14 protein-coding genes are annotated in these 16,346 nt (G+C 45.1%); 5 read left to right on the top strand and 9 right to left on the bottom strand.

The features are described from left to right. Nucleotides 1–7 precede the first annotated feature (7 nt). Nucleotides 8–175 (bottom strand): hypothetical protein, encoded by a 168-nt coding sequence (locus ACT3ID_RS09035; protein WP_491541692.1) that lies wholly within the window; start codon nucleotides 173–175, stop codon nucleotides 8–10. Nucleotides 176–238: 63 nt separating this feature from the next. Further along, nucleotides 239–1,663, bottom strand: a complete 1,425-nt coding sequence (locus tag ACT3ID_RS09030) for an amidohydrolase family protein (protein ID WP_491541691.1) — start codon at nucleotides 1,661–1,663, stop codon at nucleotides 239–241. A gap of 524 nt (nucleotides 1,664–2,187) precedes the next feature. On the opposite strand from ACT3ID_RS09030, the gene ACT3ID_RS09025 reads away from it, so the two are divergent. Both ACT3ID_RS09025 and ACT3ID_RS09020 read left to right on the top strand, forming a co-directional pair. Beyond that, entirely contained in the window at nucleotides 2,188–3,483 is a 1,296-nt protein-coding gene (locus ACT3ID_RS09025; RefSeq protein ID WP_491541690.1) for a M20/M25/M40 family metallo-hydrolase, read from the top strand. A 159-nt stretch (nucleotides 3,484–3,642) separates the two neighbouring features. After that, the gene (locus ACT3ID_RS09020) at nucleotides 3,643–4,290 is read left to right on the top strand and encodes a class I SAM-dependent methyltransferase (RefSeq protein WP_491541689.1); all 648 of its coding nucleotides are present in this window, start codon (nucleotides 3,643–3,645) and stop codon (nucleotides 4,288–4,290) included. Nucleotides 4,291–4,487: 197 nt separating this feature from the next. On the opposite strand, the gene ACT3ID_RS09015 is transcribed toward ACT3ID_RS09020, so the two are convergent. After that, nucleotides 4,488–4,865, bottom strand: a complete 378-nt coding sequence (locus ACT3ID_RS09015) for a GxxExxY protein (protein ID WP_491541688.1) — start codon at nucleotides 4,863–4,865, stop codon at nucleotides 4,488–4,490. 242 nt (nucleotides 4,866–5,107) lie between these two features. On the opposite strand from ACT3ID_RS09015, the gene ACT3ID_RS09010 reads away from it, so the two are divergent. Continuing rightward, on the top strand, nucleotides 5,108–5,497 hold the full coding sequence (locus tag ACT3ID_RS09010; protein WP_491541687.1) for a VOC family protein: 390 nt from the start codon (nucleotides 5,108–5,110) through the stop codon (nucleotides 5,495–5,497). A gap of 73 nt (nucleotides 5,498–5,570) precedes the next feature. Here ACT3ID_RS09010 and ACT3ID_RS09005 read toward each other — a convergent pair whose 3' ends face one another. From ACT3ID_RS09005 to hutU, 5 genes are all read right to left on the bottom strand, one after another. Continuing rightward, entirely contained in the window at nucleotides 5,571–6,041 is a 471-nt protein-coding gene (locus ACT3ID_RS09005) for a DUF456 domain-containing protein (RefSeq protein ID WP_491541686.1), read from the bottom strand. A 67-nt stretch (nucleotides 6,042–6,108) separates the two neighbouring features. Next, nucleotides 6,109–6,594 carry a nuclear transport factor 2 family protein gene (locus ACT3ID_RS09000; RefSeq protein ID WP_491541685.1) on the bottom strand — a complete coding sequence of 162 codons (486 nt, stop codon included), beginning with the start codon at nucleotides 6,592–6,594 and terminating at the stop codon, nucleotides 6,109–6,111. A 17-nt stretch (nucleotides 6,595–6,611) separates the two neighbouring features. Beyond that, nucleotides 6,612–7,985, bottom strand: coding sequence for an amidohydrolase family protein (locus ACT3ID_RS08995; RefSeq protein WP_491541684.1), 1,374 nt, complete (start codon nucleotides 7,983–7,985; stop codon nucleotides 6,612–6,614). 105 nt (nucleotides 7,986–8,090) lie between these two features. Then, complete coding sequence (locus ACT3ID_RS08990; RefSeq protein WP_491541683.1) at nucleotides 8,091–9,077, bottom strand: aldo/keto reductase; 987 nt, start codon at nucleotides 9,075–9,077, stop codon at nucleotides 8,091–8,093. A gap of 220 nt (nucleotides 9,078–9,297) precedes the next feature. After that, a complete protein-coding gene (gene hutU, locus ACT3ID_RS08985) occupies nucleotides 9,298–10,968 on the bottom strand; it encodes a urocanate hydratase (RefSeq protein WP_491541682.1) in 1,671 nt (556 codons plus the stop codon). Between the two features lie 199 nt (nucleotides 10,969–11,167). Here hutU and ACT3ID_RS08980 point away from each other — a divergent pair, with 199 nt between their 5' ends. After that, nucleotides 11,168–13,033: a peptide MFS transporter gene (locus ACT3ID_RS08980; protein WP_491541681.1), complete on the top strand. Its 1,866-nt coding sequence runs from the start codon at nucleotides 11,168–11,170 to the stop codon at nucleotides 13,031–13,033. Between the two features lie 101 nt (nucleotides 13,034–13,134). On the opposite strand, the gene ACT3ID_RS08975 is transcribed toward ACT3ID_RS08980, so the two are convergent. Then, nucleotides 13,135–14,574 carry an amidohydrolase gene (locus tag ACT3ID_RS08975; RefSeq protein ID WP_491541680.1) on the bottom strand — a complete coding sequence of 480 codons (1,440 nt, stop codon included), beginning with the start codon at nucleotides 14,572–14,574 and terminating at the stop codon, nucleotides 13,135–13,137. Nucleotides 14,575–14,812: 238 nt separating this feature from the next. Between ACT3ID_RS08975 and mnmE the strand changes: the two genes are divergently transcribed. Continuing rightward, on the top strand, nucleotides 14,813–16,222 hold the full coding sequence (mnmE, locus tag ACT3ID_RS08970; protein ID WP_491541679.1) for a tRNA uridine-5-carboxymethylaminomethyl(34) synthesis GTPase MnmE: 1,410 nt from the start codon (nucleotides 14,813–14,815) through the stop codon (nucleotides 16,220–16,222). Nucleotides 16,223–16,346: the final 124 nt, after the last annotated feature.

Here is a 16,346-nt window from a genome sequence, read left to right as displayed (position 1 = left end):
AAAATGATTACTCATCAGGCAAAAAGGCATAGGTTTCAAAAACATGCAGGCAGTGTTGCCGAAATTTTGCCAGGAAGTATTCATAGTTGTCTTTAGTTTTTAGTATAGAATAATTTTTCTCTGTTATCTCCCCTTTTATCGATGTGATAATATCTGTTCGGCTCAGTTCTGTCATTGGTAATATTACGAGCTAAATTTTCATATCTACTCCTTAATAACTTTGGAAAGGTAGCCCGAGCTAATTATTGATTAAATTCCCTTTAATCATTGTTTGGTCGATAGAGCGTATATTAGCAATATCATCGGCCGGATTTTCATCAAGCAGTATCAAATTAGCAAATTTGCCAGCTTCCAAAGTGCCAAAATCATCAAAACGCTGCATCGCTTTCGCACCATTTTGAGTAGCCATCACGATAAGATCTTCCGGAGCAATTCCCGCCTGCTGCATCGCTTCCATCTCCTCATAAATCGAGGGCCCGTGCAGCGTCCCCGGATTCCCGGCATCCGTTCCAACAGCAATGGGAATGCCGGCCTCATACAACGTTTTGAGATTTTGCATATCCGTTTCGCTGGTCCGGTCGACTTTGGGATCAAAAGACTCCAGGCGATCTATAAATGATTCTGAAAATCGCTCATGATCTTCGAATTGATCTGCCGATCCCAATAGTTCTCGGGTTTTGTCATCCACACAACCATTGGGATCATTGATCTCAAAAGGAGCAACATCGGCCGCCGCGCGGTACGCTTTCATATATCCGCTGCTGACAATCAGCGTGGGATTGTAAATAGTCTCATTTTCTTTCGCCAGCTCGATAAATTCTTCATCCACCTCCTGATCGCTTACGCTGTGAACCAGCAGTTTAGTGCCATTTCGCAATGCTGCTTTGGCCTGCTTCAGAGTGGTGGCGTGGGCAATAAGCTGATTTTCCTCTTCTCGAGTTTCCCGGGCTACTGCTTCTACGCGCTGCATATATTCTTCGTCATCCGCGCGAATCTGCCACAGCTTAATTCCAGTACTGCCTAATGCAGACAAATATTGTACGGTCCGGATTCCTGTCTCTTCAGAATCCAGATTTACCAGCGCACGATCCGACGGCAAGTCAAAGGGAGCTCCGGGAGCGGGGGTAATTAATGGTCCCGCGGCAGCTACATGCGGGGCTTGGGGATTCTCTTCTGCCTCTTCCTGAAAATCGATCGACCACGTGAATCCGCCCACATCATAAACACCCGTTATCCCCGAGCACAAGTACGAATCATAATAGCGCTGGGGATTTTGTTTCTGGTAAGCAGCTACTTTCGAAAAGGGATAGGTATCTCGCAAATCCAATGCATCGGGACGGCTATCGAAAAAGCCGGTCTGGAAGAAATGAACATGCGCATCGATCAATCCCGGTGTGATGTATTTTCCACTTGCATCAACTGTTTCGGCCTCCGCCGGGATGTCGCAATCTTCTTCGGCTCCCACGCACTCAATCACTTTATCTTTAATAACAATTATGCTGTTTTGTATCGGCTCCGAACCGGTTCCATCAAAAAGAGTGGCACCACTTACTACCTTGACTGATTCAGCAGAATCGGTGTGTGAACAGGCAGTTGTAAAAAGTAATAAGCCCGCAATAAAAAGAGAGGTTGTTGTGGCACAAATAGAATTCCAAAAAGTCATAATAGTTCAATTTAATTAACGTCTTTACCAGTTGTTAAACACTAATAAAAGCCTCGTAGTCATCCTGTACTTGATTCAGGATCTCGTACAGCAGGTAACTTTGATAAGTAGTACGAGACCCTTAATCAACGTTCTCTGCAATACGAAATCCCGCATCCGCCGGGAGTCGGACGCGGTCGGGGTGCGGGATGACTGAGTACTTGTTGTTGTGTATGGTTAATCGGCAAATACTTTTTATTTGTTGAAATCATAACAAAACTCGTGTCACCTTGTCCGCTGGCTGGCGGATCGGGTCTGTTGCAGAAAATATCTTTAGTAGCATCTAACTTTTCATTGCAACAGATCCTGAAACGGGTTCAGCATGACATGTTGTTTAGCAAAGATTTCTAGTTTATACCTAGAAATACAAAATCCCGACCCCTAATTCAATCAGACCTTCAGATACCGGGGGCATAAGCAATTGGGCATCTGATTTCCTACCTTAACTGCAGCAAGATAAATTTGAACATTTATTTGATGTAGACATGAAGAAATACTCAATTACTTTCCTCTTATTATTGCTTTGGACTGCCGCCGGACTTGCACAGGAACTTTCGGATACGGAAAAAGAAATTCTTAACAACGTGGAGGCCAATCACGAAGAAGCGCTGCAGTTCCTGGAAACCAACGTAAATATTAACAGTGGGACCATGAATTTCGAGGGAGTCCGTAAAGTGGGAGAAAGATACAGGGAAGCCTATGACAATCTGGGCTTTGAAACAAGCTGGATACCTCAGGATGAAGTAAACCGCGCCGGACATTTCTTTGCCGAGCAAATAGGATCAACAGGAAAAAGCTTAATGCTTATAGGACATTTGGATACGGTATTTGAAACGAACAGTCCTTTTCAGGAATACGAGGTGCTGAATGACTCTGTTGCCACCGGGCCCGGGGTTAACGATATGAAAGCTGGCAACGTGATGATTCTTTACGCTCTGAAAGCATTAAAAGAGGCCGGTGCTATTCCCGATGCGCAAATCATTGTAGCTCTGACCGGTGATGAAGAAAAGGCAGGGAGCCCGATTTCAAAAAGCCGGAAAGATCTCGTTGAAGCTGCAAAACGAAGTGACATAGCACTTGGCTTCGAAACAGCTTCCGGTTTTGATTACGCTACAGTAGCCCGCCGCGCTTCCTATTCATGGAAACTTGAAGTCACGGGAAAGCAAGCTCACTCATCGGGCATATTCAGCGAAAGTACCGGAGCAGGTTCTGCTTATGAAACCTCACGCATCCTGAATAGCTTTTATGAAGAATTGCGAGAAGAAAATGTAACCTACAACGTAGGAGTGATCTTAAGTGGTAACGAAGTCGAATATGATGAGGAAAATATCCAGGGTTCGGTTAGCGGAAAAACGAATATTGTTCCCAAGAAAACGATTGCTCACGGAGGGATCCGATTCCTGACACAGGAGCAAGGCGACCGAGTATTCCAAAAGATGAGAGATATAGCAGAAGAAAATCTTCCTCAAACTTCAGCGGAAATCTCCTTCTCCGAGGATGGATATCCCCCAATGGAACCAACGGAGGGAAATATGGAAATTCTTGAAGTCTTAAATCAGGTAAGTCAGGATATGGAGTTGGGAGAAGTCAAGGCTTATGACCCGGCAAAACGCGGAGCCGCTGATATCTCCTTCGTTGCCGACTACGTGGACGGACTTGATGGTTTGGGTGCTATGGGACGAGGGGCTCATGGTCCCGAAGAAACGATTAACCTGGACACCTATAAGGATCTTACAAAACGTGCTGCCTTGTTAATCTACAGGCTGACGCAGAGGCAATAAGGTAAAATAACTGAGTTAATAAAGCTTAGGAGAAAGGTAATGGGAAACTCAAAATTTTCGCTTTGTTACCGCTGTTAAACCCAGCCCTGTCCCTCCCGGGAGGGGAACTTTTATTTAGAGGTATGAGAATAGTTTTTGACCAAAAATTTCTAGTGTTTTATGAGCCGTATCATTTGTCCGCTGTGCAATAGTACAGACATTTCGCTATTCCATAACGATGAATATGGCACACATTATCTATGCAGGATATGTAGACTTATCTCCTCCGATCCGACTGATTTGCCTTCTCCCGAGGAGGAGAAGAAGCGTTACGACGAACACGAAAATGATCCGGACGATCCCGATTACCGGGCCTTTTTGAGTCAGCTTTTTGATCCGCTGGAATCCCTGCTGGAACCCAACAGCAAGGGACTCGATTTCGGTTCAGGACCGGGTCCGACCTTAAGCGTAATGTTTGAGGAAAAAGGACATACTGTAAACCTGTACGATTCTTTTTACGCTTTTGATCCCGGCGTTTTTGAAGAGGAGTATGATTTTATCACCTCCACCGAAACGTTTGAACACTTACATCAGCCACGGAAAGAGATCGACCGGTTGTGGGAAATCCTGAAGCCCGGCGGCTATCTGGGAATTATGACCAAAATGGCCCAAGCCGATAAAGAATTTTTTGCCGACTGGCACTACAAAAAAGATATAACTCATGTTACTTTTTTCTCGAAGGATACATTCCGCTGGCTGGCCGATTACCTGGATGCTTCAGTGGATTTTCCGGACGACCGGGTGATTATTTTCCAGAAATCTGATTAATTAAGTGTAAAATGAATTTAATCTGCGTAATTAGCGGAATCTGCGGACGTAAGCTAAGTACGGATCTCGCAGAGTGCGCAGATGTAAAACCTCATATTTTAAAAGAAGAAAGCTTCTTTACTGAATTTATTTCAGTAAAGTTACTAACAAAAGTTCACGGGATATTAGTGATCTTAATCTGCGTAATCGGCGGGAGGTTACAGATTATTCACTTTTCTATATATTGATTTTGAAATATCATTAGCATTGAAATTTACCAAAAGCCCAAGTTTAAGATCAGTAAGTTTTAAGTAGGTAATCACTTGTTTATGATGAACTTCATGTAATTGCTCTACAGATTTCAACTCAACGAGCACTTTTCTGTTAACCAGAATATCCATACGAAAACCTAAATCCATTTTTTGATCTTTATAAAAAACCGGAACACCTACTTCGGTTTGGATATTCAGCCCTTTGTCCACTAACTCATACGCTAAAGTATGCTGATAAACAGATTCCAGTAATCCCGGACCTAACGTATTGTAAACATCAAAAATAGCACCCCTGATGATATAAGAAAGTTCATTTTCAGTCATAAGAAAATCTGCAATAATTAAATAAATAAAGCAAAAATGTTGAATTGTGACTCTTTACTACCTATGGATCTCACAAGAATTCAGATATGAATGTTACAAGCTGCTGGAATAAAAAGGTCTGCGTAATCAGCGGAATCTGCGGGAGCAAACTTTATCACTCTATTATTTTCCCGCGGATCTCGCAGAGCGCGCAGATTAGTTTTACCTTTGAATTAAATATTACAAATCCGGATTTAGTTTAAATGTTTAACCTGACTTTTGACCATTACACCATAAAAGTTTCCGATCTTGAAGTAAGTGCATCATTTTACAGCGAGGTGCTTGATCTCAATGAGATCAAAAACCGCACGGAAAAACCTCATATCCGCTGGTTTTCGCTGGGTAACGGAACCGAGCTACATGTTGTGGAGGGAGAAACAGAAGAGATTCAAACCAACGTTGGAGTTCATCTAGCCCTGAAACTGGTAAGCTTCGATGAATTTTTAGACCATTTAAAATCGCATGATGTTAAGCCACATAATTCAAAAGGCAAGGCCGGAAACATTACCACCCGCGCCGATGGAGTCCGGCAGGTCTATTTCCCCGATCCTGATGGCTACTGGATAGAAGTCAATGAAGCCGCCTCACTATGAATCTATTTAATTATTCGTTGATGCAGGTTTTTTACGCATTCCGTATTACGTATCAGACATTACCGATAAATCCTTAAAAAGCGGTTATAAAATAATAAGCCATTACTCCACTGGCGATAACTTTCATTAGCGTATTTACGAGCAGCCCGGCAAATGATCCAATCGCTGATTTCAGTGCCCGGTCGGAAGATTTCCCGCCCAGCAATTCTCCGGCAAACGCCCCAACCAGCGGACCAACAATCATCCCGAAAGGCGGAAAGAAGAAAATCCCGATAATGAACCCGATAATGCTTCCCCATATTCCGTAGGGTGATCCACCGAATTTTTTAGTGCCATAGGCGGGAATCACATTATCTAATATCATGATCGCGACAACGATAAGCGCCCATACGATCAGAAAGGTTGCAGTAAACGGCTGATGAGCCAATTGCAGCGCTATCAATCCGCAATAGGTAACTGGTGTACCGGGCAGGATAGGGACAAACGATCCCAAAAAGCCGGCAATGATGCAGATTCCTCCAATAATGACAAGTAAGGTTTCCATAGGAGCAATAGTTAATGAGATGTTGACATTCTTATCAGACGAAAAGCAAAAAGAAGTGTTGCAAAACTTACTGCTCAAGTGGACCGAGCGGACTTTCCTCACATGCTTCCCGCTTAACATTATAAGTGATATCTGAAATCTTCCATCCGTTATCGGTTTTTATCAGAGAGATGAGGTTTGTTCCACAATGGGAAAACTGTCCGTCAACATGGAGATCATATGGAGTCCACGCCATGGCTATATTTCCATCCACCAAAACCTGCGTATCCCACATACGCTCCACCACTTGCTGTTTAAAGTTGCCAATACTTTGGGCGAATGCACTATTTTCGTTTAATGATATGTTGCCCTGCTCGTCAACACGAAAAGTATGACCTCCCTCAAGAAAAACAGAGGCAGCTTTGGCCGAATCGGCTTCAGCCATAGCATCAAAAACTGTCTGCACCGCTTCCAAAACTGCTTTTTTCTCATTCGTATTCTGGGCTGTTGCTGCTGTTGTTATCATAAAAAGCAATAAAACAGTCAGCGCTAAATTCCATAAATATTTTCCCATGTTATCTTACTGAAGAGTTAAAGTGATGGTTCGACCGGTGAACCCTGTACTATTACCGTATGAATATCTTCGGTGTTTTTGATCTCTTCAAGCGGATTACTGTTTAGCAGCACCAAATCGGCAGCATATCCCATCTGGATTTTTCCATACCGATTATCAACATCGAAAAATTCGGGGCCATTGATTATCGAGGTTTGCAATGCTTCCAATGGAGTCAAACCCGCTGCTACCAGCTCTTGCAATTCCTTGTGAAGAGAAATCCCGGGATAGACAAAAGAGTTGTACGGACCACTGTCTGATCCGGCTAATATCGGCACTCCGGCCTGATGGATATCCGGAATCATATTCACAAATCGCTCTTCCAAATTTCGGCGTCGCTGAGTAGCTTCTTCACTTTGATTACGCGCGGACTGCAGACGTCCCTGATACGTTTCCTGAATTCCTTCACCGATATATTCCAGATATTCATCCTCACTGTGATCCTCCTCATTCAAATACGCCAGCACTTTTCCTATATATAACGTAGGGACAACTCCGGTTCCAGTCTCAGCCATCTGTTCATAAGTTTCACGGGCAGTTTGCTCATCATACGTTTTGATAATTTCAGAAAGTGCTGACCAGAAACCATACTCTCCCTGGCGGACCGCTTTGGTAATTGTTTCTTCACTGGATGATGCCCCCTTCAACACATAATACATATGTTCTGTGGCATCAAGCCCAGCTGCTACGGCTTCAGTAAAATTAACGGTAAAGGGCATGTGTCCCGTAACCAGCATCCCCCGTCCTTCGGCCTCTTCTATCGCCGCCAAATATACATCGGCCGGTATGGTGCTGTCATAAAGCTTTACGTAGTCAACGTTCAGCGACTCCAGAGAATCAAAAGCCGCCGATACCCCATCAACCGATGTAAGCTCAATCGATCCCGCCCAGGAGGGATCCGCACCATCAATTTTAGGACCCGAGGTAAAAATTTGTGGACCTGTCAACTCACTGTTTTCAATCTCTTTCTTCCACTCGAGGATAGCCGGGGTAATATCTCCGCCCGCATCGCGCACTGTCGTCACCCCATTGGCAATAAAAAGATCGAGCAGCTCTTTATTTTCGGCTGCCAATGTATCGCCACCGCGGAAATGCACGTGCATATCCCACAGACCGGGTATTACATATTTGCCTGATGCATTTATGGAATCATCTGCAGTAATTTCCACACCGGCGTCGTGTATAGCAGCAATTTCACCATTCCGTATCTCAATAGTCTTATTCTTTGTGATATCCCCGGATTCAACATCAATGATATTTGCATCGGAAATAATCAAGTCGGCCGGAATGTCAGGTCCGCAAGCTGTTGCAAAACATACTGCTATCAGAAAAGCTAGTATTCTATAAGCCATTTTATTTATCCCTAAAAATATTCTGAATTAAGATCAGTCCCAATCCTTTTCTTGTCAAAGTGTATCATTCATATTAGCTATATTCCAATATAAAATGAATTTATTTTATACCTCGCCTCGAATAGCCGGGCGTATTTTATCATCGTATAGATTTCGCAGTTTTTGATGTATCTCCTCCGGCAGTGGATCGAGAGCTGAAGCCTTAACGTTACTCGTAATCTGATAAGTCTTTGAAGCTCCAGGTATAACCGTTGTAACCGCCGGATGATCGAGAATCCATCGCAAAGCAGCCTGAGCCATCGATATCTCACCCGGCAACATTTCGGCTACTTCCTGCGAAAGGTCTACTCCCCTCTCGAAAGGTAAACCGGAAAAGGTTTCTCCAACATTAAATGCCTCCCCGTTGGCATTGAAATTTCGATGATCGTTTTCAGGGAACGTTGTTGATTTGTTGAATTTCCCGGTCAACAATCCGCTAGCCAGCGGTACCCGGACAATAATTGCAACTCCCTTTTCCCTGGCTTTTTCAAATAGTTCATCAGCCAAGTGCTGCCTAAAGATATTGAAAATTACCTGCAACGAGGCCAGTCCATCATATTCGAGACAAATGAGCCCCTCTTCGATTGTCTCTACGCTGGCTCCCCAGTGGCGTATCAGTCCCTGGTCCTGCATTTTACGAAGATGCTCAAATACTTTTCCATCTTCCATCTGCTCTTTGGGAATGCAATGAAACTGTTCCAGGAAAAGCTCTGAAACACCAAGCCGTTCCAATGAATCCTCGATATGTTTTTTTATAAAATCATAAGTAAAATTTTGAGGCCAGCCGTTATCACCATCCTCTCGGCGACCCAGCTTGGTAGCCACATACAACTCTTCATCCCTTTCAGCTATAAACTTACCAATAAGACGTTCACTGCGTCCACCACCATAAATATCGGCAGTATCAATAAAATTACCTCCGGCTTCTACGTATGCTTTCAACAACTTCAATGACTCTTTATCGGAGATGTCTCCCCATTCTGTTCCGCCAAGTTGCCAGGTTCCCAATCCAACTTCAGCCACTTTTGTATCATCAAACGATCTGTAATTCATATGCTTTTATTTAAAGTTTTTAAACAGAGTTTTATCTATGAATCCTGATCCGCCGGCTGGCGGACGGGATGACACCCGCTTTTCAAGCTCAATACATTTTGCTGACTCATTCCCGAATTCACAAAAGAAGGGGAATAAAGAATTCTGATAAAAATTCTCATTCGTGTAAATCCGCGGCTTAAACCTGCGCACTAATAAATCCAATAATCTGCGTTCTATCTTACTCTACCATCGGCAGGTCCACACCGCGCTCTTTGGCCGTTTTGATGGCTTCATCGTAACCGGCATCGGCATGACGCATGACCCCGCTACCCGGGTCGTTGGTAAGAACCCGTTCCAGTCGTTCATCTGCCATTTCAGTACCGTCAGCTACGCACACCATTCCGCCGTGAATCGAATAACCGATTCCTACGCCACCGCCATGATGCAGTGATACCCAGCTGGCTCCGCTGGCTGTATTCAGCATTGCATTGAGCAGCGGCCAGTCGGCAATAGCATCCGATCCATCCTTCATACCTTCGGTCTCACGGTTAGGGGATGCCACCGACCCCGTATCCAGGTGATCTCGTCCGATAACGAGCGGCGCATCTACTTTACCTTCTTTCACGAGCCAGTTGAACTTGGCACCCATCTCCGCACGTTCACCATACTCAAGCCAGCAGATACGCGACGGTAAACCCTGGAACTGCACCTGGTCTTGGGCTTTTTTGATCCACCTATTCAGCGATTCCTTCTCCGGGAAGGTTTCGAGTACCGCCTGATCAGTCGTATAAATATCTTCGGGATTGCCGGAAAGTGCTGCCCAGCGAAACGGACCCGATCCACGACAAAACAGCGGACGAATAAATGCTGGTACAAATCCCGGAAAGTTAAAGGCCTCATCCAAACCCCGGTTATCAGCTACTTGTCCGCGGATATTGTTGCCGTAATCAAAAGTGATGGCTCCTTTCTCCTGCATTTTAAGCATCGTCTCTACATGCGTCACCATCGAATCAAGTACCGCATCCTGGTACATCTCCGGATTTAACTCTCGCTCTTCGGCGGCTTCTTCCAGTGACATGCCTGCGGGAATATAGCCCTTGTGGAGATCATGAGCTGACGTTTGATCGGTAAGTACATCGGGAATTATTCCCTTATCCAGCATCTTTGGCAATACTTCAGCCACGTTGCCCAGCAAGCCGATCGACAATGCTTCTCCTTTTTCCTTAGCATCCAACGCCTTTTCCAGCGCTTCATCAAGACTAGTGCATTTTTCATCGCAATACCCGGTTTCCACGCGCCGGTCGATCCGCTTCTCATCTACTTCGATGCCGATAAATGCAGCACCGTTCATCGTTGCGGCCAGCGGCTGCGCGCCGCCCATTCCTCCGAGTCCTGCTGTAACCAAAAGTTTTCCTTCCAGCGTACCGTCAAACTTTTGTCGGGCACATTCGGCAAAGGTTTCGTAGGTCCCCTGCAGAATGCCCTGCGTACCGATATAAATCCACGAGCCAGCGGTCATCTGACCATACATAGTCAATCCCTTTTTATCGAGACGACGAAATTCATCCCAATTAGCCCACTTCGGCACCAGGTGTGCATTGGCAATAAGCACGCGGGGAGCTTCTTCATGCGTTCTGAATACGCCCACCGGCTTTCCACTCTGTACCAACAGCGTTTCATCATTCTCCAGCCGCTTTAGCGTCTCCGTAATTTTGTGGTAGCACTCCCAGTTGCGCGCCGCCTTGCCGCCTCCACCATAAACAATCAGCTCGTCCGGCTTCTCGGCTACATCCGGATCGAGATTATTCATCAACATGCGCAGGGCAGCTTCCTGGTGCCAACCCTCGCACTGCAAGTCGGTTCCGGTTGGTGCTTTTATATTTTCAACAACGCCTTTACCTGTGCTCATTGCCAGTATGTTTTTCTTCGGATTTTATTAAAAGTAATAAATATCAACCGTATTGCGTATTCCAATTCTATCAATCACTTACGCACTACACAATCCGAAATATGAAAAAGTTGCTTCACTATATCGGTTTAATTATCATGCACGGCGTGAATCAAAATAATTATTGGGAAATCGCAATTCTAAATAAACTCACCACCCAATGGCAAATGAACAAACATCAACGGTAGAGACTGCCGATCAAAAAAACGATTTTTTCGGCCATCCCCGGGGGTTATCAACATTATTTTTTACAGAATTTTGGGAGCGTTTCAGTTATTACGGAATGCGCGCCCTGCTTGTCCTTTTTATGGCAGCAGCCGTAACGGGAGACAACCCCGGGCTCGGCTTTAGCGATGGAAGGGCTACTGCTATTTATGGCCTTTATACCTTTTTTGTATATGTATTGGCATTACCTGGCGGCTGGGTAGCCGACAAGTTATGGGGCCAGAAGAAAAGTGTTTTTGTTGGCGGATGTATCATTGCCTTAGGTCACTTTACGATGGCCGGTCCGTTGGTAGGACTTCCGGATGAACCCTCTTTTTACCTGGGACTTGTATTTATTGTAGTTGGAACCGGCCTCTTGAAACCGAATGTAAGCTCGATGGTTGGGGAGCTCTATCCCGAAGGCGGTGCCCGACGCGACGCCGGCTTTTCCATTTTTTATATGGGGATCAATTTCGGTGCTATTTTGGGTCCCACACTTTGCAGCATTCTTGGTGAAGGCTATAACTGGCACTGGGGGTTTTCACTGGCCGGTATCGGCATGCTGCTCGGACTCATCTCTTACAAAGTGGGAGAAAAAAATCTGGGAGACGCCGGTCGACTTAAAGTCGACGATAGCCAGGAAGTACTTTCCCGACGCAATCGAAACTTTTGGTTAACTACCGGCATCTGTACGGCAGTTATTGTCCTCTTTAGCTTTTTGATGAATACGGGCGTTATCGGTATTTCTCTTCAACAGCTCGCACAATCGCTTGGCACCAGCGTAGCCCTTATAGCTGTCATATTTTTTGCTTATTTGATAAACAACCCGAAATGGATCGCGGGAGTTGTTTTATTAGCTGCCGCGGGATATTACGTTGCATCTTTTTACTGGGGACCTACGATATTTTCGTATCAAATCGGCATTGGAATTACAGTTATAGCATTTCTGATCCTTAATACCGTAAGAATGTTCATGCCAAGCCTTCAAGTTTCTTTAGAAAAGAAAAGGCTGTTTGTCATCTTTTGGCTTTTCATCCTTGCTGCACTTTTCTGGAGTGGTTTTGAACAAGCGGGATCTTCTTTAAACCTATTTGCAGAACGTGAAACTGATCGCACCTTCGGCCCATATGGATTGATCAGTCAAGTTGGAGCCTTTTTACCGGCACTACTTATCGCTCTTCCCCTCGGATATATCAGCTGGCGAATTTTCAAACGAGATAATCTTTGGTGGGTGGGCAAAGCTGGTGTAGCAGGTCTTTCACTACTGCTAATCGGCTTTACGTATTACGTTTCTACCCAGCTTGTCACCACATGGGAAATGCCGGCAAGTATGCTTCAAAACATCAATCCGCTATTTATTGTAATTCTTGCCCCCGTCTTCGGTTGGCTTTGGACTTGGTTAGCTAGTCGAAATGCCAACCCCTCTATACCCGTAAAATTTGCACTGGGTCTTCTGGGATTGGCTGCAGGATTTTTTGTAATATCCTGGGGAGCTGCTAACGCCACTGGCCCAAATTCTGTTGCTCCTGTTTGGCTAATCGTCACCTACTTTTTACACACCTGTGGTGAACTTTGCTTATCTCCGGTCGGTCTTTCTTCTATGACTAAACTAGCGCCGGAACGCCTTGTAAGCCAGATGATGGGTGTTTGGTTTGTGGCCGCTGCACTTGGTAACTTGTTCGCTGGTCTTATGGCGGGGCAACTTGAAACGCTTGAACCATCCGGTCTTTTCTGGAGTGTAGCGTTAATGGTTGGCGGCGGCGGAATCATTGCCCTGCTTGCAGCACCACCTGTAAAACGCTTGATGGGTGATGTAGAATAATATTTAAAAAGGTACGAATTTTCCTCATCCGCCCGACCGTAAATCAGCGGTCTGAGGGTACGGTAAAAAAAAGGCTTCCCGATTGGGAAGCCTTTTTTATCTCAATCTTGTTCAAAATCCAGTGGCGGAGGTCCGGGCGGTATCATTCCCTCATATTCATAATCACCTTTTCTTTCCTTGAACTCAGCCTTAACCTCTTTGACCAATTCGGGTTTTTCAAATAAATCAACCATGGTCATAGCCAACGCTTTGGATGCATAAAGCATACCTTTGTGCCCGATTGACATCCCGGAAGTTGCGACCACTGCCCATGAATGCCACGGCGTCCCTTTGGGTGCTGTTGTTGCCCCCAAACGAATTGTAGGTACAATATAGCTAACATCGCCTACATCAGTAGAACCTCCACCGGGGTGCTCGGCTGTCTCTTTGAGTGGTTCTATTTCCATATCTATTCCCACAACCTCACTATCGGTAGCTTCCTGTATCTCTTTAGCAAAATTTTGTTCTTCTTCTGTATAATCGATCGTTCCCAGCGTCTCAAGGTTCGATTGCAGCGCTGCTCCTCCGGTACGGTTCACCAATATATCATGAATACCAGAGATAAGCGATATTTCATGATCTACATTTGCCATTACTGCTGCACCTTCGGCCATCGCTTCTACCCTTTTCCAGACTTTTTGCATGCCTTCTCTTTTTGTATCCCGGACACGGACCCAAATTCTGGAATAATCAGGGACAACATTGACGACCTTTCCGGCATCTTGTATATGGTAATGAATTCGCACAGTTGGCTTTACATGTTCCCGATACATATTGATGCCATCGGTATAAAGTTCCAGCGCATCACCGGCACTACGCCCATTCCAGGGATCGCTCGAAGCATGCGCAGACTGACCGTGGAATTCAACCAAAAAATCAACCAGGGCTAAACTGCTTTGGACATCTGCTTCGGTATTGTCGCTGGGATGCCAGTCCATCATTACATCTACATCGTCAAAAGCTCCGGCCCGAATCATCCATAATTTGCCAAAAAACTTCTCTTCTGCCGGGGTACCATAAAACCGGATCGTCCCCTCAAGATCACCACTTTCAATTAACTCCTTTATTGTTAAAGCGGCGCCAAGTGAAGCAACTCCAAATAGGTTATGACCGCACCCATGGCCGGGAGCGCCTTCTATAAGCGGTTCTTTGTGGGGCACCGTTTTCTGGGATAATCCCGGCAGAGCATCAAATTCTCCCATAATTCCGATAATCGGCTCGCCGCTTCCATATTCAGCAGTAAATGCGGTAGGGATTTCCCCTATTCCACGTTCAACAGTAAAACCCTGATCTTCAGCAAATGAGGCTAACGCTTCAGAAGATTGATTTTCCTTAAAGGCAATTTCTGCGTGTTCCCAAATAGCATCACTTAGATCAGTAAGAGCTGACGCGTGATTATTGATAGAGCTAACCACCTGCTGCTTATTTTCATTGGTAATATCTTGTTGAGCAGCTGCAGATGTGGTAAACAGAAGAACAATAAAAAGAGTAAGGCTTCTCATAATTATTAAGGTTAGATAATTAAAATGTATTCAAAATAAGCCACTAACGGTGGTAAAATGCAAATCAGGGAATACTTCTCTTAACGATTGTAAGATGGTATTCACAAGAAAGTTATTTGCACGTAAAATTACAGGAACTTCACTTCGGCACTATTTGCTTTAGACTGGTTCTGAAACCTCGAAGCTATCATGCTATATAGTACTGATTAATCTTCACGTACTCCTTATATTCGTATCTATGAAAAACAAGCCAGCTACATCTGAAAACAAACAATCCGAAATTACTGAGCGAAAACCTATCGCTGCCATAGCCACTCCTGTTGGGGAAGGCGGCATAGCCGTAATTCGTGTATCCGGGAAAGATGCAATTGCAACTGTCAACCAAGCGTTCCAGGGAGCTGATTTAACAGAAAAGGATTCCCATACCGTACACTTCGGGAAAATTTTAGATGGCGATGGAGAGGTTGTCGATGAGGTACTGGCTACGCTTTTTCATTCTCCCAAATCATATACAGGAGAAGAAACAGTTGAGATTTCCTGTCACGGCGGTGTACTGGTTACACAAGCCGTTTTGGAAGCAATGCTGGATCTGGATATTCGCTCCGCCGAACCCGGTGAATTTACACAGCGCGCCTTCTTAAATGGAAAGATGGAACTTAGTCAGGCCGAGGCGGTCGCTGATCTCATCCATGCGAAAAGTAAAAAGGCACTGGATGCTGCCCATCAACAGCTGGAGGGACAACTTGGTGAACACATCAAGCAATTCCGCCAGCAAATTATCGATGCTACCGCCATGGTAGAGCTGGAATTGGATTTTGTGGAAGAAGATGTCGAGTTCGCTGACAAGGAGGAACTTGAACGACTCCTCAAAGAGCTGGATGAAGAGATTGATAATCTGCTGGCTACCTATGAAACGGGTCGGTTAGTCAAACATGGTGTTCGAACTGTTTTTATTGGCCTGCCCAATGCCGGCAAATCAACCCTGCTGAATACCTTGGTAGGTAAAAACCGGGCTATCGTTACGGAAATTGCAGGAACCACTCGTGATACTATTGACGTGGACTGGAGTTACGACGGACTCCGATTTATTCTTACCGATACTGCCGGACTCCGTGAAACGGAAGATATCGTTGAAGCCGAAGGCGTAAAACGTTCACAGCAGGCCTTTGAGAAAGCCGACCTGGCTGTGTATCTAAAGGATCTCTCCCGCGAGCTGACCCCGGAAGAGCGCAAAGATATAGCCAGGTTTCAAAAAAGTGCCGGAGAAACACCATTCGTGCTCATCGGCACGAAGAATGACATTGCCCTGGATGTGGAAGATGAACGTATTGATTATGATCTGAAAATCTCGGCGCTTGAGGGAGAAAAGATCGACGAGCTCAAAAAGCTGATGAAGCAGCGCGCCCTCGAAAATAAAGAATATGACTCATCGAGCCTATTGGTCACTTCCAGCAGACATCGTGATGCACTTCAAAGTGCCCAGGAAAATGTACGAAGTGCCTTACAGGCACTTGATCAGGGCATGACCGGCGATTTTCTTTCCATCGACCTGCGTTCGGCGCTTAAAGATTTGGGTACAATCACCGGCGAAATTACCACCGAAGATATTCTGGATTCTATCTTTTCGCGCTTCTGTATCGGTAAGTAATAGAACGCGGATAACGCAGATAACGCAGAATCACCGGATCATGCAGATAAGTTTTGCAAAAGTTGAAATAGCAAACTGATCAGATCAGCAAATCAACAAAATGATATCCCCGGACCAGAATATC

The sequence above is a fragment of the Fodinibius sp. GM108 genome, from assembly GCF_058386985.1.
Note: the sequence above shows the minus strand (reverse complement) of the source record. Positions and strands in the feature narration are given on the sequence as shown.

Bases quoted from the DNA above. Each gene is read 5' to 3' on its own strand.
- ACT3ID_RS09035 (WP_491541692.1), bottom strand. From the start codon at position 175: ATGACAGAACTGAGCCGAACAGATATTATCACATCGATAAAAGGGGAG.
- ACT3ID_RS09030 (WP_491541691.1), bottom strand. From the start codon at position 1,663: ATGACTTTTTGGAATTCTATTTGTGCCACAACAACCTCTCTTTTTATT.
- ACT3ID_RS09025 (WP_491541690.1), top strand. From the start codon at position 2,188: ATGAAGAAATACTCAATTACTTTCCTCTTATTATTGCTTTGGACTGCC.
- ACT3ID_RS09020 (WP_491541689.1), top strand. From the start codon at position 3,643: ATGAGCCGTATCATTTGTCCGCTGTGCAATAGTACAGACATTTCGCTA.
- ACT3ID_RS09015 (WP_491541688.1), bottom strand. From the start codon at position 4,865: ATGACTGAAAATGAACTTTCTTATATCATCAGGGGTGCTATTTTTGAT.
- ACT3ID_RS09010 (WP_491541687.1), top strand. From the start codon at position 5,108: ATGTTTAACCTGACTTTTGACCATTACACCATAAAAGTTTCCGATCTT.
- ACT3ID_RS09005 (WP_491541686.1), bottom strand. From the start codon at position 6,041: ATGGAAACCTTACTTGTCATTATTGGAGGAATCTGCATCATTGCCGGC.
- ACT3ID_RS09000 (WP_491541685.1), bottom strand. From the start codon at position 6,594: ATGGGAAAATATTTATGGAATTTAGCGCTGACTGTTTTATTGCTTTTT.
- ACT3ID_RS08995 (WP_491541684.1), bottom strand. From the start codon at position 7,985: ATGGCTTATAGAATACTAGCTTTTCTGATAGCAGTATGTTTTGCAACA.
- ACT3ID_RS08990 (WP_491541683.1), bottom strand. From the start codon at position 9,077: ATGAATTACAGATCGTTTGATGATACAAAAGTGGCTGAAGTTGGATTG.
- hutU (WP_491541682.1), bottom strand. From the start codon at position 10,968: ATGAGCACAGGTAAAGGCGTTGTTGAAAATATAAAAGCACCAACCGGA.
- ACT3ID_RS08980 (WP_491541681.1), top strand. From the start codon at position 11,168: ATGGCAAATGAACAAACATCAACGGTAGAGACTGCCGATCAAAAAAAC.
- ACT3ID_RS08975 (WP_491541680.1), bottom strand. From the start codon at position 14,574: ATGAGAAGCCTTACTCTTTTTATTGTTCTTCTGTTTACCACATCTGCA.
- mnmE (WP_491541679.1), top strand. From the start codon at position 14,813: ATGAAAAACAAGCCAGCTACATCTGAAAACAAACAATCCGAAATTACT.